General features: G+C 27.4%; 24 protein-coding genes. 7 read left to right on the top strand and 17 right to left on the bottom strand.

Annotated elements, in window-relative coordinates:
• Window positions 1-6 precede the first annotated feature (6 nt).
• The 5 genes from hisH to hisB all read right to left on the bottom strand — a co-directional run bounded on the left by hisH (window position 7) and on the right by hisB (window position 4981).
• A complete protein-coding gene (gene hisH, locus HW276_RS05870) occupies window positions 7-642 on the bottom strand; it encodes an imidazole glycerol phosphate synthase subunit HisH (RefSeq protein WP_178937769.1) in 636 nt (211 codons plus the stop codon).
• 219 nt (window positions 643-861) lie between these two features.
• Window positions 862-2511 carry an AAA family ATPase gene (locus HW276_RS05865; protein ID WP_178937768.1) on the bottom strand — a complete coding sequence of 550 codons (1650 nt, stop codon included), beginning with the start codon at window positions 2509-2511 and terminating at the stop codon, window positions 862-864.
• Between the two features lie 194 nt (window positions 2512-2705).
• Window positions 2706-3518, bottom strand: coding sequence for a hypothetical protein (locus HW276_RS05860; protein WP_178937767.1), 813 nt, complete (start codon window positions 3516-3518; stop codon window positions 2706-2708).
• Entirely contained in the window at window positions 3518-4213 is a 696-nt protein-coding gene (locus HW276_RS05855; RefSeq protein ID WP_178937766.1) for a DNA alkylation repair protein, read from the bottom strand. The genes HW276_RS05860 and HW276_RS05855 overlap by 1 nt, the downstream gene beginning before the upstream one ends.
• 177 nt (window positions 4214-4390) lie before the next feature.
• Window positions 4391-4981 (bottom strand): imidazoleglycerol-phosphate dehydratase HisB, encoded by a 591-nt coding sequence (gene hisB, locus HW276_RS05850; protein WP_178937765.1) that lies wholly within the window; start codon window positions 4979-4981, stop codon window positions 4391-4393.
• Between the two features lie 162 nt (window positions 4982-5143).
• On the opposite strand from hisB, the gene HW276_RS05845 reads away from it, so the two are divergent.
• On the top strand, window positions 5144-5545 hold the full coding sequence (locus HW276_RS05845; RefSeq protein WP_178937764.1) for a hypothetical protein: 402 nt from the start codon (window positions 5144-5146) through the stop codon (window positions 5543-5545).
• 123 nt (window positions 5546-5668) lie between these two features.
• On the opposite strand, the gene hisC is transcribed toward HW276_RS05845, so the two are convergent.
• The 9 genes from hisC to HW276_RS05800 form a co-directional block, all read right to left on the bottom strand.
• Window positions 5669-6760 carry a histidinol-phosphate transaminase gene (gene hisC / locus HW276_RS05840; protein WP_178937763.1) on the bottom strand — a complete coding sequence of 364 codons (1092 nt, stop codon included), beginning with the start codon at window positions 6758-6760 and terminating at the stop codon, window positions 5669-5671.
• 184 nt (window positions 6761-6944) lie between these two features.
• The gene (locus HW276_RS05835) at window positions 6945-7673 is read right to left on the bottom strand and encodes a hypothetical protein (protein WP_178937762.1); all 729 of its coding nucleotides are present in this window, start codon (window positions 7671-7673) and stop codon (window positions 6945-6947) included.
• 222 nt (window positions 7674-7895) lie between these two features.
• The gene (hisD, locus tag HW276_RS05830) at window positions 7896-9176 is read right to left on the bottom strand and encodes a histidinol dehydrogenase (RefSeq protein ID WP_178937761.1); all 1281 of its coding nucleotides are present in this window, start codon (window positions 9174-9176) and stop codon (window positions 7896-7898) included.
• Between the two features lie 90 nt (window positions 9177-9266).
• Window positions 9267-9884 carry an ATP phosphoribosyltransferase gene (hisG, locus tag HW276_RS05825; protein WP_178937760.1) on the bottom strand — a complete coding sequence of 206 codons (618 nt, stop codon included), beginning with the start codon at window positions 9882-9884 and terminating at the stop codon, window positions 9267-9269.
• An 18-nt stretch (window positions 9885-9902) separates the two neighbouring features.
• Entirely contained in the window at window positions 9903-11042 is a 1140-nt protein-coding gene (locus HW276_RS05820) for an ATP phosphoribosyltransferase regulatory subunit (protein WP_178937759.1), read from the bottom strand.
• 161 nt (window positions 11043-11203) lie between these two features.
• On the bottom strand, window positions 11204-11695 hold the full coding sequence (locus HW276_RS05815; protein WP_255460353.1) for an NUDIX domain-containing protein: 492 nt from the start codon (window positions 11693-11695) through the stop codon (window positions 11204-11206).
• A 66-nt stretch (window positions 11696-11761) separates the two neighbouring features.
• Window positions 11762-11947 carry a hypothetical protein gene (locus HW276_RS05810; protein WP_018498016.1) on the bottom strand — a complete coding sequence of 62 codons (186 nt, stop codon included), beginning with the start codon at window positions 11945-11947 and terminating at the stop codon, window positions 11762-11764.
• Between the two features lie 295 nt (window positions 11948-12242).
• Window positions 12243-13100, bottom strand: a complete 858-nt coding sequence (locus HW276_RS05805) for a YlmH/Sll1252 family protein (RefSeq protein ID WP_178937757.1) — start codon at window positions 13098-13100, stop codon at window positions 12243-12245.
• Between the two features lie 606 nt (window positions 13101-13706).
• Window positions 13707-14111: a YkvA family protein gene (locus tag HW276_RS05800; protein ID WP_178937756.1), complete on the bottom strand. Its 405-nt coding sequence runs from the start codon at window positions 14109-14111 to the stop codon at window positions 13707-13709.
• 228 nt (window positions 14112-14339) lie between these two features.
• Here HW276_RS05800 and HW276_RS05795 point away from each other — a divergent pair, with 228 nt between their 5' ends.
• A complete protein-coding gene (locus tag HW276_RS05795; RefSeq protein ID WP_178937755.1) occupies window positions 14340-14831 on the top strand; it encodes a hypothetical protein in 492 nt (163 codons plus the stop codon).
• Between the two features lie 515 nt (window positions 14832-15346).
• Here the strand turns inward: HW276_RS05795 and HW276_RS05790 are convergent.
• The 3 genes from HW276_RS05790 to HW276_RS05780 form a co-directional block, all read right to left on the bottom strand.
• Window positions 15347-16864, bottom strand: coding sequence for an ABC transporter permease/substrate-binding protein (locus tag HW276_RS05790; RefSeq protein ID WP_178937754.1), 1518 nt, complete (start codon window positions 16862-16864; stop codon window positions 15347-15349).
• Window positions 16857-17603: an ABC transporter ATP-binding protein gene (locus tag HW276_RS05785; protein ID WP_178937753.1), complete on the bottom strand. Its 747-nt coding sequence runs from the start codon at window positions 17601-17603 to the stop codon at window positions 16857-16859. The genes HW276_RS05790 and HW276_RS05785 overlap by 8 nt, the downstream gene beginning before the upstream one ends.
• Before the next feature lie 75 nt (window positions 17604-17678).
• Window positions 17679-18128 carry a MarR family transcriptional regulator gene (locus tag HW276_RS05780; RefSeq protein ID WP_178937752.1) on the bottom strand — a complete coding sequence of 150 codons (450 nt, stop codon included), beginning with the start codon at window positions 18126-18128 and terminating at the stop codon, window positions 17679-17681.
• A 228-nt stretch (window positions 18129-18356) separates the two neighbouring features.
• Here HW276_RS05780 and HW276_RS05775 point away from each other — a divergent pair, with 228 nt between their 5' ends.
• From HW276_RS05775 to HW276_RS05755, 5 genes are all read left to right on the top strand, one after another.
• Entirely contained in the window at window positions 18357-19346 is a 990-nt protein-coding gene (locus tag HW276_RS05775; RefSeq protein ID WP_370464628.1) for a zinc-binding dehydrogenase, read from the top strand.
• Window positions 19347-19501: 155 nt separating this feature from the next.
• Window positions 19502-19858 carry a Fur family transcriptional regulator gene (locus tag HW276_RS05770; RefSeq protein ID WP_147003572.1) on the top strand — a complete coding sequence of 119 codons (357 nt, stop codon included), beginning with the start codon at window positions 19502-19504 and terminating at the stop codon, window positions 19856-19858.
• 37 nt (window positions 19859-19895) lie between these two features.
• Entirely contained in the window at window positions 19896-20810 is a 915-nt protein-coding gene (locus tag HW276_RS05765; protein ID WP_147003571.1) for a metal ABC transporter substrate-binding protein, read from the top strand.
• Window positions 20811-20862: 52 nt separating this feature from the next.
• On the top strand, window positions 20863-21561 hold the full coding sequence (locus tag HW276_RS05760; protein WP_147003570.1) for a metal ABC transporter ATP-binding protein: 699 nt from the start codon (window positions 20863-20865) through the stop codon (window positions 21559-21561).
• A 42-nt stretch (window positions 21562-21603) separates the two neighbouring features.
• Window positions 21604-22446 carry a metal ABC transporter permease gene (locus HW276_RS05755; protein ID WP_147003569.1) on the top strand — a complete coding sequence of 281 codons (843 nt, stop codon included), beginning with the start codon at window positions 21604-21606 and terminating at the stop codon, window positions 22444-22446.
• Window positions 22447-22466: the final 20 nt, after the last annotated feature.

Genomic DNA, 22466 nt, shown 5'->3' with positions numbered 1-22466 from the left:
TTATTTTTACTTTGCTAATTCACCCCAATTTTTCAACAATTTCAATCCAGTATCTCCAGATTTTTCAGGATGAAACTGCATTCCATAAACATTTTTATTTTTTACAATTCCAGGAATTTTTGTTCCATATTCTGAATATGCAACAATATTTTTCATATCCGTTTTTGCAAAATATGAATGTACATAATACACATATTCTTCATTTTCAACATTCACATTTTTCAAAATTTTATCATTTCTAAATTCATCATTTATTTTCAAGTTGTTCCATCCCATATGAGGTATTTTCAAATCAGAATTTTCTAGAATATATTTTTTTATTTCCTCAACAGTTCCTTTTATAAGTCCAAGTCCTTCAAATTCACCGTATTCATAACTTTTCTCAAAAAGCATTTGCATTCCAAGACAAATTCCTAAAAACGGTTTCCCATTCTTCGCTTCATCTATCAAAATATCTTTTAACCCATATTTTTCAAGATTAGAAACAGCATCTCTAAAAGCCCCCACTCCTGGCAAAATTATCCCTTTCGCACTTTTAATCTCTTCAACATCATTAGTCAGTTTTGTATCAAGTCCAACATAATTTAATGAAGATAGCAAAGAGAAAAGATTACCCACTCCATAATCAATAACTGCGATCATAGTTTAAACTTCCTTTCTTTATACTTTTATTTTATTTTTTTGATAAATTTAAATCTTTTTACTTACTTAAATTATATCAAAAAAAATATATTGTTGCAATTAAGAAAAATTTTTTCATAAATAAAAAGGCCCCATTTTTTATGAGACCTTTTTTGCTCCCCTGCCAAGGAACATAATTTTACATTATTTTTTATACAATGTCAACTATTCAAAAAAATTTTAATTTTTCACAACTTTATATTTCACTTTAACTCTTTTTCCAAAAAATGCCATTCCAATATTTGCAATTTCTTTTACTCCACATTCCTTTAATAAAACAGGATATTTTTTATTTTCAATTTGACTTAATGCTTCCTCTGCTCTTTTTTCAAGCGATTCTTCAGTTTTAGAAACTTTAAATTCAAATATATATCCAACATCTCTTTTATTTATTGGATTTAAAGCTAAATCATTTCTTCCATAGCCAGTTTCATTATTCGATAAAACTGTGTACTCATTATCAAGATACAACATCATTCCTAAAATAAAAGTATGATACGGTTTTTCTGTTTTAGAAGTATCGTGATAACTCATTGACACTAAAAATATTTCATTTAAAAGTTCTTCAAATCTGTCAAAATCGAAGTTTTTAAATGCTTTTATCATTTCTCTAAATCTGCTAAAACCTCCTAAATTTTGGACAAACATATCTTTAAAAAATGTTTTAATTTCATAATTTGGCAATTTTAAAGCATATTCATTCATAGCAATTTTTTCTTCAACAGTCAAATACCCTCCAAAAAGTAATAACTGCCAAACTTCTTGTGGATCTTTCAATCTATCCATATTCGATGAAGCCATTACCATTTGCTCTGTTGTCCCATTATTGAATAAATCTTTTAATTCATCAAATAGATCTTTATCAGCATTTTCTATTGCTGAATGAATAAGCCTGTTATCTGATGTATTTATCCAGTAAACGTTTATTTCTTTTTCATCGAGATAGTTAATTATACTCCACGGATTATAAATTTGAATATTCCCAAACTTATAGCCGTTATACCATTTTCTTACTTTTTCAATATTTTGCTCTAATCCATAATATTCCAAGGCATTTTTCACTTCTGTTTCAATCAATCCAAAACTTTCTGCATATTTATTATTCAAAACCGTATAAGTTTTCAAATTATTCAATCCAGAAAAAATCCCTTCCTTTGCTACCCTAAGTATTCCAGTCACAACTGCAAATTGTAAATATTCATTATCCTTCAATGTATTTGAATAAAAACTTTTAAAAAATCTTCGCGACTTTTCATAATATCCTTCGTTCCAAGCACTTGTCATTGGAGTGTCATACTCATCTATTAAAATTATGACTTTTTTCCCGTAATATTCATATAAATATCTTGATAAATTCTTTAATGAATTTTCCCAATCTGCATTATCCTTTTTGAGCCATATATTTTCAAACTCAACTAAATCTCTTTTTTTTAAATTGCTAGAGATATATTCAAAATTATCGTACAAACTAGAGATAAGATTCTTAATATTAAAAAAACTATCCTCCCAATTTTCTGCTTCGGCATTTCTCAGGCTTATAAGAATCACAGGATTTTGTCCTTGATTTTCCATATACTCACTTTTTGAAATATACAAATTTTCAAATAATTTTCTATTTTCTTCCGCATTTCTAACATCAAAAAAATACTTTAACATAGACAAATTTAAAGTTTTTCCAAATCTTCTGGGCCTTGTAAAAAGTTTAACTTTTGATAAGTCTTCCAGCAAATCTTCTATGAATTTTGTTTTATCGACATAATATCCGTTTTCTTGTATAATCTCCTTAAAATCAGAATTTCCAATTGCTAGTCCTTTTTTCTTTTTTTTCATAATTAATCCCTACTTTCCCTTTAATTACTTAAATTATATCAAAAAAAAATTGACATTACAATGAAAATTACTTTTCACTTTTCTTCCACGATATTTTCTTGATTCTCCCTTGAAAGATTCTCAAAAAAACGGATTCTAATTCTTTTTCCATTTTATCTCCTTGTCTATTGCATAATCTTTTTTACTAGTATTCATTATTTCCCAAACTTCAATATTTTGTCTTTTATATTTTTTTCTTCTTTATATCTATCGCTTTTTTTTATATTATTTATAATATCCTCAAAGTATTCGTTCTGTTTTTTTGTTATTTCAAAAAGTTTTCCAAAATAAATTTTCTCATCTTTTTTATTTTCCAATTCAGAATAAAATAATGCTTCATCTTCCCTAAATTTTAACCATTTTTCTTGAAAATCTTCTAAATTGCTATAATAATGTCTAGGATAGCATCCATAACCAATCATTCCACCATAATTTACATATTCATTTCCCATTAAATCATGTAATTCAGTATACTTATCATTCATTTTTTTATTCTCTGTTTCATATTCTTCTTTTGACTTTCTCAATTGATCAAAAGATAAACTTTTTGTGTTTTTTAATTTTATAGCTAACTCCATTAATTTTTTTATTTTATTATTATCTTCTTCTCTATAAAATTCATACAAATTCGTATTAAAGCCATATTTTCTTTCTAAATCATCAAGAAAAGAAATATTGCTTTTCCAAACAGCATCCCAACTTTCCTTATTTTTTTCTAATAATTCGCTACTTTTTTCAGGAAAATTATCAATTATAAATTTTTTTAATTTATACCTTTTTGAATTTTCTTCATTTATATTGTGATATTTAGTAGTCGTATCATTGTTATAAATATCAATTTTTTTTATTTCTTCTAATTTTTCTAGTACATACTTTTTAAAATCATTTTCAGAATTTGTATTTGTAAATGAATTTATTGAGCACAACAAAGAAATCAATCCTACAAACATAACTTTTGTGATTTTCATTAAATTAATTCTCCTTCTTTCTTTCTTTTCAACCCCTTCAAATACCCCTTCTTGTCTTCCAAAATCTTCAAACTTTCTCTAGCCTTCTGTATCGTCTTATTATGCACCCAAACATCTAACCTATTATTTTCTAAATAAATCACCGCATAATCCCACTGTTTTACAAGTGCTGTCGCAAAAAACCAGGCAACTACCATTTTCACATAATACTCTTCAGAATGAATATTCGCTACTATTTCCAAATATTCCTTTTTAAAGTCTTCATCCAAAAAATGCGTCATCAACATTTCTACACCAAACCTACAAGTATAAGTTTTATCTGATTGAGACCATTCCTTTATTTTTTCAATTAATTCTTTTTTATGCTTTTTAAAAATTTTCGGAGAAATTGTATCACAAACTGCCCAATTATCAACAAATGGCAAAAAACTATCAAGCGATTCAATACAGTTCTCAAAATTTTTGCTCTCTGAAATAATTGCTCCATGCAACAAATTCTCATCGTAATATTTATGTGGCAACTCCTTCAAAAAATCTTCATATTCATTATTCTTTACCAATTTTTTAGCCAATTTTCTTATTTCAGGAATTCTCACTCCGATAATTGTATCCTCCGATACATTTGGCGTCAATTTACTTAAAAATTTCATGTATTCTTTATCTTGACGTGAAAATAATTCTTTTTGTATTTTCATTTAAATCTCATCCCTTTAAAATTTTTATAATTTACAACATCAAATATCTTTTCTATAACAATATTTTTCAAATTTTTTCCTTTTCTTATGATTTTACTTATAAATAGTATAATCTATTTTTTTATTGTTTTCAAGATTTTTAACAATTTCTATTTTATTAGTTGTTAATAAATTTGATTAAACCAAAACTCCCTTAGTCGAAGGAATCTCATCCCTATATTTCTCATTAATACTCACCGCTTCTGCCAAGGCCCTAGCAACTCCCTTAAAAATTGACTCAATTATATGATGCGAATTTTTTCCTGCCATATTCTTTATATGCAATGTCGCATTTAAGTGCCGTGTAAATCCAATAAAAAATTCTTCTACCAATTCAGTATCAAAAGTTCCTACTTTTTCAGTCGGAATATTTACATCAAAATTCAAAAAATATCTCCCACTCAAATCAACTGCAACCAATGTTAACGCCTCATCCATTGGCAAAAGAAAGTTCCCATATCTCTTAACACCTTTTAAATCTCCCAAAGCCTCATAAAAACATTTTCCAAGCGCAATCCCAATATCTTCCGTACTGTGATGATCATCAACTTGTGTATCTCCATCACAATAAACCTTCAAGTCAAATCTCCCATGCTTCGCAAACAAGTCAAGCATGTGATCCAAAAATCCAACCCCTGTATTATTCTCATATTTCCCAGTTCCATCAATATTCAATTCAACTTTTATTTTTGTTTCAAATGTATTTCTTTCAATTTTAGATTTTCTCATAATTTTATCCTTTCATTGCAAATTTATTTATAAATAGTATAATCTATTTTTTTCTCTTTTTCAAGATTAACAGAAAAATAAGAAATTTATTTTGAAATATTAAAAATCGTGGTATAATTTACTGGATAATTTAACGTATTTTAAAATATAGGAGGTGAAAATATGCTTTATGATGATGCTAAAAATATACTTTATGCTTCAGAAAGAGCTGAATTTTTTATAAGAAAATTAGGTTTTGATTTTGATAAAATTGATAAAAATGAAATAATTTTTCTTCTTAATAAAGAATTTGAAAGAGCAATTACAGAAAGAGAAAGCAAATTTTATGATAGTTCCGAATGTCTACGTGTATTGTGCGGATATTTGTATTGTCTAGGGGATATTTCTGATGTTTCGTTACTAGAAAAAGTAAAATATGGTATTGATATGGATGTTGGAACTATGATTGATGGCGAATGGATTGATAGCTTGAAAAATGGTGGGATAGAAGATAAATATACTCAGACAAGAAAAGAAATTATAGAAGGTTTTATAGATTACTACAAGTTTTTTTATAATTTATGAAGTATTAAAATTACAGATTTCAGCAAAAAAGATTTATTTAATAACAAAAACTTAGCAAGGGGCATTGAATTTCCCCTTGTCAAAATAAAAATCACTAATAAATCATTGATATAAATCTTCAAATCAAAATTTTTCCCTTTGAAAAATAATTTCTTCCAATTTCTCAATAAAAATCCCCATTTCCTCATCAGTTCCAATCGTAACTCTCAAATAATTATCAATTCTATCTTTTGAAAAATATCTTACTAAAACTCCATTTTCCTTTAGATCTTTATACAAATCACCTGCATAGACATCTTTATGTGAAATAAAAATAAAATTAGCACTCGAATTTAATACTTTAAATCCTAACTTTTTCAATTTTTCAGATGTTTTCTCTCTAGTTTGAATAATTTTGGCATTAGTTTTTTCAAAATATTCGTTATCTTTAAAAGATTCAATTCCAGCTTCAATTGAAATTCTATCGATTGTGTATGAATTAAATGAAAATTTTAATCTATTCAATCCTTCAATTATACTTTCACAACCAAGTGCATATCCAAGCCGTATTCCTGCCATTGAACGTGATTTTGAAAATGTCTGAACGACAAGAACGTTATCGTATTTATTTATTAATTTTACAGCACTTTCTGCACCAAAGTCAACATATGCCTCATCAACGATAATTAACTGATTTGGATTATTTTTTACTATTTCTTCAATTTCATCTAGTTTCAAAGCAATTGAAGTTGGTGCATTCGGATTTGTAATAATTATATGTCCATCCAATCCAAAATATTTCTGAATTTCAATTTCAAAATTATCATTTAATGGAATCTTGATTTCCTTCACATTAAACAAATCAGCATAAACTGGATAAAAACTATATGTAATATCTGGATAATACACTTTATCTCCTGTATTAAAAAATGTCATAAAAATAAATGCTAGAATTTCATCTGATCCATTTCCAATAAATACTTGCTTATGTATAATTTCATCATTTATTTTATTAGAAAAATATTCAGCGATAACCTTTCTAAGCTCTGTTACATCTGGATCTGGATATAGTTTCAAATCTTCCAAATTCATAGATTCTATTTTTTCTATAACTTTTGCTGATGGCGGATAAGGATTTTCATTTGTATTAAGTTTAATATATTTTTTGTCTTTTGGTTGTTCACCTGGTGTGTAAGGCTCTATTTCTTTTATTTTATCACTCCAAAATTTGCTCATTGTAACTCCTCCTTTTAAGTACTTTAAAAATTCGAGTGTGTTTAGAATAATTTGTGTAAACTGATAGATAACTCTATTAAATTTCAATACTTTGCTGTTTTATTCAAACAAAAATTTTTACACACTCACTTTAAAATTCTATAAATTTTTTAAAATTTTTTATTTAATAAAAATATTCTTAATTTTAATCATCAAAGTCATTTTCTGCATTTTTAAAATTATTTTCCAAACTTTTTGTAATTTCATTTATAAAATAGTCATAATCAAAATCAAATTGCCATTTTCCATTGACTTTTTCAATTTCCATTTCCATAGTGTCTTCATTATAATCTGAATTTTTTATTTCTTCTTTTATTTTATTTTCAAAATAGTTATAGAATTTATCAATTTTTACTTTATTAATTTTTTCAAAATGTTCAGTTTCTTTGCTTGTAATACCAGATTCTTTAAATGTTTCATCAAAAATTTCACCAACATCAATATCATCCAAATCTTTATATCTAACTAATACATTAACTTTAGCTTTATTTTTTTCTAAAAATGAAATTTCTTTAACAGAAATCTCTATTTTGTTAATTTCATTAAAACCATTTTGTGCTAAAATACCACTTAATTTTCTTAAAAATTCTTTTAATGCCTGTTGTTGATTTTTTGGAACATCCTTTATTATGTTATCAATCAAATCGTTCAGATATTCATTGTAAAGTTTTTTTGACTTTTCCATTATAACTTTTTTTCCCTCATTGTTATATTTTGAAATAATCTTATCATTAATAATTTTTTCAATCTCTTTGCTATCTCTATCTGCTTCACTTTGGGAAATTTTAATCCCATTTTTCACATAAACTTCATAATTCTGCTGTGCCATTCCTAACGTTCCTAAAATAAATAATCCCAGTAGTATTTTTTTCATTTATCCTCCCATTATTCTGTTATTAGTTTTTCATTTTAGTTATTTTTAATTTTCAAAAAATCTTAGGTTTTTATTTTCTATTCAAAAAACTTTCTAATTTTACAAATTTTTTCTTCTCTGAAACAAAAAATTCCAATGTTTTGAAAAAGCCTGAAAACTAGAAATTTATAATTTTCTTATCAAAAAATTATTAAAAATCAGTTTTCAGACTAATTATATTTTTTATTTCTCAAATCTTTTAGAAACTGAACGAGCGTGTGCTGTAAGTCCTTCATTTTCAGCGAATTTAATTACTTTATCTTTAACTTCTTCCAATCCTTGTTTAGAATAATAAATAAATGAAGATTTTTTAATGAAATCATCTACTGATAAAGGTGATGAAAATTTAGCTGTTCCACTTGTTGGTAATGTGTGATTTGGACCTGCCAAGTAATCTCCAATTGGTTCAGGTGTATTATGTCCCATAAAGATTGAACCTGCGTTTTTTATTCTTGGCAATAATTCAAAAGGATTATCTACTGCTAATTCCAAATGTTCTGGTGCTATAAAATTACTTACAAAAACTGCTTCATCCATATTTTCTACAATTATAATTCTACCTTGAGTTTCAATTGAAGTTCTAGCAATTTCTTCTCTAGGTAATTCCCTTAGTTGTTTTTCTACTTCTACCGCTACTTCATCTGCTAATTTTTGTGATGTTGTAACTAGTATACTGGCTGCTAATTTATCGTGTTCTGCTTGTGATAATAAATCTGCCGCTGTATGAACTGGATCTGCACTTTCATCAGCAATAATTAATACTTCGCTTGGCCCAGCTATCATATCAATTGAAACTTCTCCGTAAACCATTTTCTTAGCCATTGCAACGTAAATATTCCCTGGTCCACCAATTTTATAAACTTTTGGAATAGTTTCTGTACCATAACTAAGAGCGGCTATAGATTGGGCTCCACCTACTTTAAAGATTCTATCAACTCCAGAAATTTTTGCAGCAACTAAAAGAGATGGTAAAATTGATCCATCTTTCGTTGGAGGGGTTACCATTACAATTTCTTTACATCCTGCAATTTTCGCTGGAACTGCATTCATTAAAACAGTTGATGGATAAGCAGCTGTACCTCCTGGAACATAAAGCCCAACTTTTTCAATAGGATTAATAACTTGCCCCAAAACTACTCCATTTTCCTGTCGTATTAAAAAATCATTTCTAACTTGCTTTTCGTGAAATTTTTTAATATTATCGTGAGAATATTGAATAACTTCCAGTAATTCCTTATCAATCAAATCAAAAGCCTTTTTTATTTCTTCTTCCGTAACTTCCAAATTTTCTAGTTTCACTCCATCAAATTTTTCAGTATATTCAATCAAAGCCTTATCTCCTCTTGCTCTAACATCTTTTAAGATACTTTCCACAGTTTCATTTACATCATCATAAGAAAATTGACTTCTAGCAAGTTCCTTTTCCAAATCAACATTTTTTGAATATTTTATAGTTTTAATCATAACAGATCACTCCATTTCATTTTTTTATTTTAAAAATATAAATTTTTTAAATTGTACAATCTATGATAAACAAAATAATACTAACCATTTTTATAAAATTTCTTTTATACTTTTAACAATTTTTTCTATTTCTTCATTTTTAAATCTATAGCTTGACTTATTAGCAATAAATCTAGCACTTATATCTTCAATAGTTTTCAATACTTTCAAGTTATTTTCCTTTAAAGTTGTTCCAGTTTCAACAATATCCATAATTACATCAGAAAGTTCTAAAATTGGTGCTATTTCAATAGAACCATTTAGTTTTATAAGTTCTACATCTCTATTAATTGAATCAAAATATCTTTTTGAAACATTTAAATATTTTGTCGCTACTACCAATGGTCTATCAAAATTTTCCTTAAAATTCACAGGCCCCGCAATCGCAAATTTACATTTACCAAATCCCAAATCCATTAGCTCATAGATATCAGGATTTTCCTCAAGCAGAACATCTCTTCCCACAACTCCAATATCTGCACTTCCCTTTTCAACATAAACCCCAACATCTGACGGTTTTACCAAAAGAAACCTAATATTTCTTTCTCGATTTTCAAAAATCAGTTTCCTGTTATCTTCCTTTATTTCTGAACTTTCATAACCTATTTTTTCAAACAAATCATATACTTTATTCCCTAATCTTCCTTTAGGAAGAGCAATATTTATCATAAAAGCTCCTTTCATTCTTTACATTGATTTTTCATTAATTAAATTTCCGTTTTTAAATAAATATTTTTCATCGTAATTAAAAATTTCGCTATCATTTTCTTTTAAATTCTCAATATTTTCAGTTCTCACTCGAAGTCCTTTTTCCTGAAAATCATTTACAATTTCTACCAATTTTTCAAAATCGCTATTGTCATAAGCAATCAATATTTCAAAATCATTTTTATCCTCATCTTTATAATAACCCTTCAAACTATCAGTTAAAATTGCAAAACCAACTGCTCCCGTGTCAACTCCAAATTTTTCAAATAATTTGTCATATCTTCCACCAGTCAAAATCACGTTTGGAAATCCTTCAATGTATCCTTGCAAAATAATTCCATTGTAGTAATTTAAATTTTTTACGATGGAAAAATCAAATACAATTTTCGATTTTTTATGAAATTTAAACAGTAAATTATTTAATTGTTTAAGTTCAAGCAAAATTTCCTTTATATCATCATTCATTTCATATTTCAAAAGTTCTTTTTCAATATCCTCTAAATCTCCAGATAATTCAGGAATTTTATAAATCAATTGTTTTACATTTTCAGAAATAAATTTATTATTTTCCAGTATCTTTTTTATATCATGACTATTTTTCTTGTTTATACAATCAAAAATTTCTTCCTTTATTTCATATTCTAAATTAAGATTATCAAAAATCGAAGAAATAAATCGAGCATGTGACAAAGTAATCATACTTTTTTCATTTATAATATCTAAACTCTTTATTGCAAGATCCACAATTTCAAAATCCAAAAATGTAGATTCTTTCCCAATCAGCTCAATCCCTAGCTGTTCATCTTCATCATATCCCACATATTTTGTCAGATTATATGTATTTTCCTGATAATAAATTTTACTATATTTCAAAGACTGATCCTTAGAAATTTTTTTAGCAACTGACAATGTAATATCGGGCCTTAAAGCTAACAACTTCCCATTCGGACTCATCACAGTCAAAACATTTCTATCAATAAAATCCTTATTTTCATTATACAAATCATATTCCTCAAAACTAGGAAGTGAAATCCTTTTATACCCATACGAATCATACATTTTACGTATATCCAATAATATTAAGTCTTTCTTGCTCAAATTTTTTATATAATTTTTCACAATCTACCTCACTTTCCACATGCATTATTTTATTATTTTATCTTGTTATATAATTATCTTACCATATAATCACAAAAAAAGGAAGTTTTTATGTGTCTATTTACTTTATTGAATTTTATTTCTGAACAAATCTAATAAAAACCAATTCAAAAATTTACAATTTATAAATATCTATAATATCTTTTAAATTCCTCATCAGCCTCATCTTCAGCCAGTAAAAAGCATTCCAATTCAGCTTCCTGTCTCTCTCTTTTTTCATCTAACAAAAGCTTATACCGAAAATCAATATGAATATGTTCTCCCTCATTTTTCAAAGGATTTTCAGGAATCTCAATCACATTAACATCAATCAGCCCAAAGTTCTTCATCTTCTTATTAACCACAGCACTAAATCCCGTTTCTTCAAAAAACTCACGAATAGCTGTATCCAAAGGCATCTCATCATTTTCCACATGCCCCGCTGGCAACAAAATTGTTTTTAAATAAGGATGTCTTATAAAATAGCATTTTTCATTTTTAAAAACTGCCGCACTTGCTGACAAATGCACCTTTGACTTCCTATTTGTCAAATTTTTTGCTTCCGCCTTTAACAATATTTCCAAAATACTTTCAATTTTTTCAGTTAATTCAGGCTCATATTCTATCAAGCTCATCACATGATTTTTCAAAAAATTTATATTTTCCATCTTCAATTTAAAATTCCCTTCTTATAAATTTTTTCAATATCTGTCATTAAATTTTTGATAAATAAACAATATTAAAGTAATCGGAATTATCCATATTGCAACGGATAAAAATATTCTAAGTGCCAATTTCAGCAATGCAATCACAGCTACAATCCCAATCGCTATTCCCAAACATTTTATTAATATTTCTAAATTACTTTTTGGTGTTACATCTTTCATTTTTTTACCTTCTTTCTTATTTATTTTAGACTATAGACAAATATAATCTCAGTTATTTTGAAATTATATTTTTTATACTCAAATCCATTTAAAATAGAACTGCTACTAAAAATTATATAAATCTACAGTCATAATTTTTGAGTTCAGTTTTAAGTCAGTTTTATTGTATAAAAATTTAAAAATTTAAATTCCCTCTAAAATTTTTACTCTACAAATAATTTAATTCTTTAGAATAAAATATATTTATGCTAATAGAATAATTTCCATCAATTTATTTTGTATTTTAAATAAAAAATCAAATATATTTTTTTACAAGTATCCGTTCTTTCCCCTTCCTAGTTTCCCCTTTATCCAAAAACAATTTATATTTCCCAAACCCTCTAATCGTAATCAAACTCCCAATTTCAAGCAATTTAGATTTATCTTTTTCTTCCACATAATCAACAAAAACTTTTCCCTTTTCAATCGGATCAATTACTTTTGCACGAGATAGATTTGTGATTGTCGAAACTATACTATCTAACCGCTTTGATGGAACTGTAATTAATTTATCATCATATCTATACTTAGGAAGATCGTTTTTATTTTTAACATCCACAATCTCAATTTCACAAGCCACCTTCCCAATCTGCTTCAACTCTGAAACAATATAATCCGAAATTTTTTCAGAAACTGGAATATATCCACAAATCCATCTTTTTTTATCATCTTCAAGGATCAAGTCCCCCATAAGTTCTCTTCTTACATTAAGCCCCATAAGACTTCCCAAAAAATCCTTATGTAAATACTCTCGAAATCTTGAATCTATTGATATTTTTAACAATTTATTTGGAAATTGAAGTTCATTTCGATTAAGTCCAAAATTTTCAAGATCACTCTCATTATTCTCAAATCCAAAATTATTATTACCATCTATAAAACCATCAGGAACAAATGCAATCTGTCTTCTATCACTATCCTCAAAAATTCCATCACAAATAATATTTACTCCTCCAAATTTCTTCCCTAATTTCTTCCAAAAATTTGGTGTATAAAATTCCTCTGTAAAACTAATAATTTCATAATCTTGTGCGATTTCATAATAGTTATATAATTTACTAACCAAATATTCCTGCTCTTTTGGAAATTGTTTTAAAAAGTTTTCTTTTTTCATTTGTTGTTCCCTTTCTTAATTTTATTTATATAATTTTTCTATTTTTCGCTCATTATTGCTTATTATTTTTACTTATTTATTTAATTTAAATATTATAATATTTATTATTTAAATGTTTATAATACAATATATAAGTATACACAATAATAGTTATAATTATTAATTAAAGTATAAGTTAAGTTATTGTGTATAATATAGGTATAAGGGTATATAATATATAAATTAAATAAAAAAAAATATAGCGTCCGATAATTTTATTTTAAATTTTAAAAAATAATAAAATTAGTCAATTAAGTCAATTATACATTGATTTGCTCTTATTATTATCCTAATTTAATTATCCTAATTTACATTACGATGTTTATGTTCTTTTTTTTTATTTTCACTTCCACTTCGCTTTATCTCCATTTTTTTTTCAACTTACTTCTAATTAACTCAAAAAACAAAAATATAAAAAATATTACTACTCTATAATTTTTTCTTTGCTATGTACGTTAAATATTTTTTAGTTATTAATGGAAACTTTCTCTTATTTTTATTTAATATTTTTTATCAATTTCTTCTCTTATGATAAAAAAAATTTTTGAAAAATATTTCTTTTCATTATTAATCTTCACTAACAACTCTCAGGTTATCCCAATTAGTATTTTCACTTTTCTCTTTTTTCTTCTGCATTTCAAATTTTTCATATTCAGAAATTAAGTTGCCTAATTTAGAAATCACATAAGCTACGACACCAATATCATCACCAAATCCAATAATTGGCAAAATATCAGGCACTGCATCAATTGTTGAGATAACATAAATAATTGCTCCCACAATCTTTACCTTATCCATTGTTGGAATCTTAAATTCTCCTCTTCTATCTGATTTCACCATTCTCACAAGAAGTTCAAATTTCGTTGCAACTACTCCCAAATTATTTTTCAATTTTCCAGCTTTTTTCAGATCTTTTGCTGTAATTTTTATTTTTTTATATTTTTCATATAATTTTTTTGCATTTTTTAACATAATTTTTCCTCTTTCATACATTTAGGATACTTTATTTGCTTAATTATACTAAAAAAATCTTTTTTATTCAATTATATTGGCTTATTATTATCAAAGTAAAAAAATTTTGAAACTTCACAAAAAAGACACAAATTTTACATAATTTTGTCAAAATTTATTGATATTATATTCTTGTCGATAAGGAAAGGACATAAAAAATAAAATTATAAATAAATTGGAGGAATTATTATGAAAAAAATAGGAAAAAAGAAAATTTTAGGAATCGCTTTATTAACATCGTTATCTATATTTGCAGGTACAACAGCAAATAATATTACCAGAACAGCAACTACAACAAATAACACAGTAAATGATGAATGTAGACCGCCACATAAATTACAAAAAGATTCAAATGGAAATCTTGTAGATGAAAATGGAAATATTATAAAAAAACCTGACCCAGCTAGAATTGAAGAATTAAAGACAAAATTAAACAATGGAAAAATTACAAAGGCTGAAGGAGCCGAAATCGCAAAAATGCTAGATAGAAGAGGTCCTCACAAACCAAACGATAAATGTAAGCCAAAAGATGCTCCAAAAAGATTGACTGACACAGAAATTCAATCATTAACAGATTCATTAAATAGCGGAAAAGTTACAAAAGATGAAGCAGCTAAATTAATAGAAATGTTAAATCATAGACCTAAAGGACCTAGACCTGATGATGCACCTTTAAATTAAAAAGTTAATTACTCTAACATGATCATACTAAACTAATTAATGCTAACAAATATATAATCTTTGATATTCACAACTTAAATGACAGTTCTATATTAACTCTCTCTACTGCTATTTAAGTTCAAAAATGGCAATCTTGTAAATTATAAAAAATAAGAACTATAATTTATTAAGACTGTCATTTTCTTTTATTATTATAATTATTAATTTACATTTTTTCTCACTTTTGTCTATCTGTGCTGTTGTGAACTTTTTATTTATTATATGAAAATCAGCATTTTACTAGTAAGTAATATGTAATAATAAGTAAATATAGATATTATTATAATTTACAATATAATTTTGTTATATTTTGAGATAAGTGAAATAATAAAATAAACAAAAAAATAATGAGTCCGATAATTTAATTAGTTTATTATAAAAAATTAATAAGAAAATAGATTTGATTTTTTCAGATTTTTCATAAAAAAAAGCCAAATTTTCACTTGGCTAATTTTTTTAATTAATTAATTTTCTATTTATTTTTTAATAATTCCAGCATTTCTCAAATATTCTCTAGCAACATCTTCCGCTTTCTCACCTTTCACAGAAACACGGTAATTCATTGTCGACATTTCTTCATCTGAAATTTTGCCACTCAATTTTTCCAAAATCTTTTTCAATTTAGGATATTTTTTCAAAGTTTCCTCACGCATCATTGGAGAACCTTGATATGGTGGGAATAAATGCTTATCATCTTTTAAAATAACCATATTATACTGAGCAAGTTCAGGATCAGTAGAGTATGCGTCAACTAAGTTAATATCGCCACTTTGAACAGCAACATAACGAAGTTTTGGCTCAAACTCTTTAATATTTGGAATTTCAAATTGATACAATTTTTTAAGTCCAAGATATCCATCTTCACGGTCATTAAATTCTCTTGTAAATCCAGCTTTTATCTTATCCTTCACTTTCGCCAAATCAGAAATCGTCTTCAAATTATTTTCATCGGCAAACTTCTTGCTAACAGCGATTGCATAAGTATTGTTATATTTCATAGGTTTTAACATAATCATTTTAAATTTAGTTTCCATTCCTTTTTGTGCTTGATTAAAAACATCTTCAGCATTGTTATTCACAGGAGTTTCGTTCAAGAAAGTGAAAACGGCAGTTCCTGAAAATTCAGGATAAATATCAATATCGTGATTTTTCAAAGCATTGAATACGAATGAAGTTTTTCCAAGTCCAGGTTTTAACTCAACGCCAAGTTTACTATTTTCTTCAATCAAAATTTTATACATATTTATCAATATTTCTGGCTCCGAACCAAGTTTTCCAGAAATTATCAATTTGTCTTTTTTTGTATTATTAAAACTGCTAATTGACCCAAAAAGACACGCAAATGTGATTAAAATTAGGAAAATTAATATTTTTTTGATACTCAATTTTTCCAATTGCTTAAAGATGAAATCGAATAAAATTGCAAGCAAAGCAGCAGGAATTGCTCCTAACAAAATCAAATAGTTATTATTCCTATCAAGACCAAGTAAAATCAACTTTCCAAGTCCTCCAGCTCCAACAAGTGAAGCCAATGTGGCAGTCCCAATAATCAAAACTGCAGCCGTTCTAACTCCGGTCATTATTACAGGCATAGCTAGTGGAAGTTGAATTTTTGTAAGTTGCTGAAATTTATTCATTCCTAAAGCTCTTGAAGTTACCATATACATTGGATCCACGCCAGTAATTCCAGTGTAAGTATTATGTAAAATTGGAAGCAGAGCATAAAGTATTAAGGCGATTATAGCAGGTTTTCTCCCAATTCCAACAATAGGAATTAGAAGTGCTAAAATTGCTAAAGATGGTATAGTTTGAATAACGCCGTTAATTGCAATAACGATATTTGCTAATTTTTTGTGGTAGCTCAAATAAATTCCTAGTGGAATGGCGATAATAAGAGCAATTATTAGTGCGATAAACGAAATTTGAATATGCTCCACAATTCCGCTAAAAAGTTCATCTTTCTTCTCTAAAAAAGTAAAAATTAATTTATTCATAAATTTCACCTTCTTTCTTTTTGATAGCTATAAATTTTTTCACAAAATTATTTTTAGGATTTGATATTATTTCGTGTTTGGTTCCAGCTTGAACTAACTCGCCGTCTTGAATAATACAAATTTTATCCCCCAATAAAAATGCTTCCTCAATGTCGTGAGTTACAAAAACAATTGTTTTGTGAATTTGTTTCTGAAGTTTTTTCACATCTTCCTGTAAATTTGCACGAGTGATGGGATCTAATGCACTAAATGGTTCGTCCATCAAAATAATTTTTGGATCAGCAGCTAGAGCTCTTGCAATTCCAATCCTTTGTGCTTCTCCACCAGATAATTCTGAAGGGTTTCTCTTTCGATATTTTTCAGGCTCAAGCCCAACCATATTTAATAACTCATTAATTCTCGCATCAATTTTTTCTTTCTTCCATTTTTTCAATTCAGGCACAATCGCAATATTTTCTTCAACCGTCATATGCGGAAAAAGTGCCACTTGCTGCAAAGCATATCCAATATCCCAACGCATTTTGTCAATATTATAATCCTTCACATTTTTCCCATTAATTTTCACTTCCCCAGTCGTATTATCCTCTAACCGGTTAATCATTTTCAAAAGCGTAGTTTTCCCGCTCCCAGACGGTCCAATAAAAACCGTAATTTCAGACTCCTTTATAGTCAAGTTTATATTTTTTAATCCAACATTCCCATTTGGATAAGTCATTCCAACATTGATAAATTCTATCATTCATTTACCTCCAGTTAAATACCAAATAATTTTTTATAAATTTTATAAATTTCAAATTTTGTTCAGTATTTTAAATTATTTTTTATTAAATTCCTGTTCAGCTTTTTCAAAATTATACAAAACTTTTTCTAAAGTCACCTCAAAAGCCAATCTCTTCTCATCTGAAATTCCTTCAAAAGAGATTTCAGTCATTTTGTCAGAAATTTCATCATATTCACTTTTCAAGGATTTAGCATAATCCGTTAAAAAAATTAAACTTTTCCGTTTATCCGTCGGACAAAATTTTCGTATCAATAATTTTTTTTCTTCCATCCGTTCAAGCATCGTTGTAAGTGAACTCATAGCAAGACCAGATTTTTTCGACAATTCTCTATTACTAATCCCATCATTTTCCCAAAGCACATGCAAAATTCGACCTTGTTCCCCATTAAACGCCGTTATATTTTTTTGTGCCAAAAATTTATTCAAAAGTCTAGTATTTACTTGTTTTATTCTACTTATATAAAATCCAGAGTTTGATTTCATAGATTTCCTCCTTTACAAAAATATTACTATATCGTAAATTTATGTTACCATATAGTAACATGAAAGTCAAATATTTTTTATAAAAATGATAAAATGTTTTAAAAATAAAAAAACAAAAGGAAGGAAGTTAAAATTTATGAAAAGAAAATTTATGAAAGCAATGGTGCTTGAAAAACCGTGTAGTGCTGAAGAAATGAAAATAAAAAATAAAATGTTCCAATTCCAGAAGTGAAAAAAGATTGGATTCTTGTGAAAATAAAAGCATTTGGAATAAATAGAGCTGAAATTTTTACTCGTCAAGGAGATTCGCCATCGGTAAAACTTCCAAGAGTAATTGGGATCGAATGTGTCGGCATTGTGGAAGATCCGTCTAACAGCGATTTTAAAAAAGGTGATAAAGTTTTTTCGATGATGAATGGCATGGGAAGAGAATTTGACGGAAGTTATGCAGAATATATTTTGATTCCGAAAAATCAAGTTTATAGATTGCCTAATGAAAAAAGTTTCTTCAAGAATATTGATAATATCGAGTTAAAAAATAAGGAGCAATTAAAAGAAAAATTTTCAAAAAATTTGGAAATCACAGAAGAAAATATTTTCTGGTCAGAAATTGCAGCGTATCCAGAACTTTATTATACAGCGTACGGTTCACTTTTTAAAAGTTTGAAATTAAAGGAAGGAGAAACACTTTTAGTTCGAGGTGGAACAGGGTCGGTGGCATTAGCAGCTATTCAGTTGGCAAAAGCTATCAATGTGAGAGTTATCGCTACGAGCAGAAGTGCATCTAAAGAGCAGTTTTTGAAGGAAAAAGGCGCAGATGAAGTAATTGTTGGGAATGAAAATTTTGATGAAAATTTGAAAAAATTATTCCCAGATGGCGTGGATAAAGTTTTAGAATTAATTGGAAGACCAACTTTGAAATCGTCACTAAAATCAGTAAAGCAAGGTGGAATCGTCTGTATGACAGGATGTCTTGGAGGATGGATAATTGAAGATTTTGAGCCATTGGTTGATATTATTTCAGAGTCATATTTAACTTCATTTGATAGTACAAATGTCAATAAAGATACAATAAAAGAAATGTTTGAATTTATTGAAAAATATAATATTAAACCATGCATTTCAAAAATATTTACATTAGATGAGATTTCTTTGGCACATAAATATTTAGAATCAAATAGTGCTAATGGAAAAGTTATTATAATGACAGAACAATAATTTTTTAGTCCGTATAATCTGAAGTTTTTTATAAAATATATGAAAACCTATTCATTTGACAAATAGGTTTTTTTAATATATAATAAATTATATTTTGCGAATGATTTGCAATTTATTGAAATAAAAAACGTTTTTTATTATTAGGAGATGTTATTATGAAATTAACTAAGAAAAGGCAACAAATACTTAATCTTATACAGTCTTCAGACACTCCAATAAATGCCAAGTTTTTAAAATCAAAAGTAGATTTTGACTTATCGACAGTTTATCGGGCTTTGGAATTTTTAGAGAAAAATAATTATATTTTTTCGTTTGACTTTGAAAATGAAAAATGTTACTTTAAGGAAGAAAATGCCAATTTTTTTATTTGTGATTCTTGCAAGCATATTGAAACTGTGCCAGAATTTTCAAATGAAGAAACAGAAAAGGAAAAAAGCGAATTAAAAAAACGAGGCTTTTCACTATTGTCACATCTTTCTATTTTTAAAGGAAAATGCAACGATTGTGATTAAATTTATGATTTACAAAATACATATAGGAGGAATTAAAATGAAAAAATTATTATCATTACTTTTATTATCAGCTCTGTTTATTTTTTCTTGCGGAAATAAATCAGAAACTAAAAAAGAGCAAGGAACTGCAGGAACAAGGGAAAAAATTGTAACAAGCGTACCACCTTTGAGATGGCTCACTCAAAAAATTGCAGGAGATGATTTTGAAGTTATTTCAATTGTGCAGCCAAATATGAATCATGAGTTATTTGAACCCAAACCTTCAGACTTGAAAATTTTGGAAAATTCAAAAGTATTTTTTACTTATGATATGCTGGGATTTGAAGAAACTATTTCTGATAGTTTGAGTGATAAAAATAAAATTGTTAATGTTTTAGATGGTGTTGATAAAAACTTGTTTATCAAAGGAGATCATGACCATGAACATGAGCACGAACATGGGAAAAATGAAAAACACGAGCATGAAGAACATGAAGGAATTGATCCACATGTTTGGTTTTCGCTTGATATGATGCCTAAAGTTGCTGAAAATATAAAAAATGAATTGTCAAAACTTTATCCAGATAAAAAAGAAACTTTTGAAAAAAATTACAACGCTTTCATTACAGAACTTAATCAAGTAAAAGCAGAACTTTCACAAAAAATGGCTTCAAAAACTAAAAAATCATTTATGATTTATCATCCTGCATTAAACTATTTCCTAAAAAATTATGCCATTGAAGAAATTTCAATCGAGCAGGAAGGAAAAGAACCATCAGCACAGCAAATAAAGGAAATTATTGACGAAGCAAAAGAACATAACGTAACTACAATCTTAGTTCAACCTCAATTTCCAAAACAAAGTGCTGAAGCTATTTCAAAAGAAATTCCTAACTCAAAAGTCGCTGAATTTAATGTTGACAAGGAAAATGTCTTTGAAAATCTAAAACAGTTTGTAGACTATTTAAATTAAAAATTTTTATTCAAAAAAAGAACGAGAAGAAAAACGAAAGGATAAAAATTTGATGGCTAATGGACAGAATAAAAAACTTGTGAGTGTACAAAATCTTAATTTTAAATACAACAATGACTATATTTTGAATGATATAAATCTAGATATTTTTAAAGGAAAAAATGTTGCAATTCTGGGAAGAAATGGTGGCGGAAAATCGACTTTAGTAAAGGTTATGCTTGGATTTTTAAGAAAAAATTCTGGCAGTATTAAATTTTTTACAAATGAAAACAAAATTGGTTATTTGCCACAAATAAGGGAGTTTGACACTTCCTTTCCCATTAACATTTTTGACTTGGTAATATCGGGATTGACTAATAAAAATAATCTCTTCAGAAGATTTAACAACGAAGAAAAAAAAGGTGCTGAAATACTCTTGAAGGAATTTGATATTTTTCATTTAAAAAATAAATTGATAAACGAAGTATCTGGTGGACAGCTTCAAAGGGCATTAATTGCACGTGCCTTAATTTCTTCGCCAGAACTTATTTTTCTTGATGAGCCGGAATCATTTCTGGATAAGGAATTTGAATTTAAACTTTTTGAAAAAATAAAGGAATTGTCAGATTCAACAATAGTTGTAATTTCTCACGAACTTGAAAAAATCTACGATTACATTGATTCAATTTTTGTCGTGGAAGGCAATATTCGAGTTTACGAGAAAAAGGAAGATTACGTGTGCAACAATCCTTATTTACATTCACACAAATAAAATTTACAAAATTAAAGATAAATTATTAAAGATTGGGGAATTATGGAATTTATAAAAATTTTTGAATACGCTTTTATGAGAAATGCCCTTATTGTAGGGCTTCTTTCAAGTATATGCTGCGGAATAATAGGAACTTATATTGTAAATAAAAAAATGGTCTTTATTTCATCAAGTATTAGCCACGCCTCTTACGGCGGTATCGGAATAGGAATTTACCTGATTTACTTCTTTAACTTGCCAATAAAAGATCCATTATTTTTTGGACTGATTTTCTCAATATTGTCAGGTGTGCTGATTTTGATTCTAAAAGACACTCTTCACGTTGACGGTGATTTGGGAATAGGTATCGTTATGTCAATGGGAATGGCTATTGGAATTATTTTTTCCTTTTTGACGCCAGGCTACCAGTCCGATATGTCAACTTATTTATTCGGAAATATCCTTTTATCCAACAGCCTAAACATAATTTTACTGCTAATACTGGACATCATCACAATCACATTTTTCATCATCTTCTACAAAAGCATCGTCTACACCAGTTTTGATGAAAACTTTTACAAAATCCACAGCGTCCCAGTAACCTTCATAAACTACTTTATGATAATCCTAATATCCTCCGTCATAATAATAAACATAAAAACAATAGGAATTATCCTAATAATCTCAATCCTGACAATCCCGCAGGCAATCGCAGCCTCACTCGCAAGAAAATACTCAACAATCATAATTCTATCCATAATTTTCTCATTCATCGGAATACTATCAGGATTATATTTTTCCTATACGCTGAATATTCCGTCAGGCCCTTCGATTATTGTATTGCTTACGATTTTATTGGCGTTAGTTAAGGTTGGGGGATTTTTTAAACAAAACTTTAGAAATTAATATAAAATAGGTAATCTGAT

Origin of the sequence: Leptotrichia sp. oral taxon 417 (genome assembly GCF_013394865.1) — a bacterium.
GTDB lineage: Bacteria > Fusobacteriota > Fusobacteriia > Fusobacteriales > Leptotrichiaceae > Leptotrichia > Leptotrichia wadei_A.
This window is presented reverse-complemented; position numbering and strand designations above follow the sequence as displayed.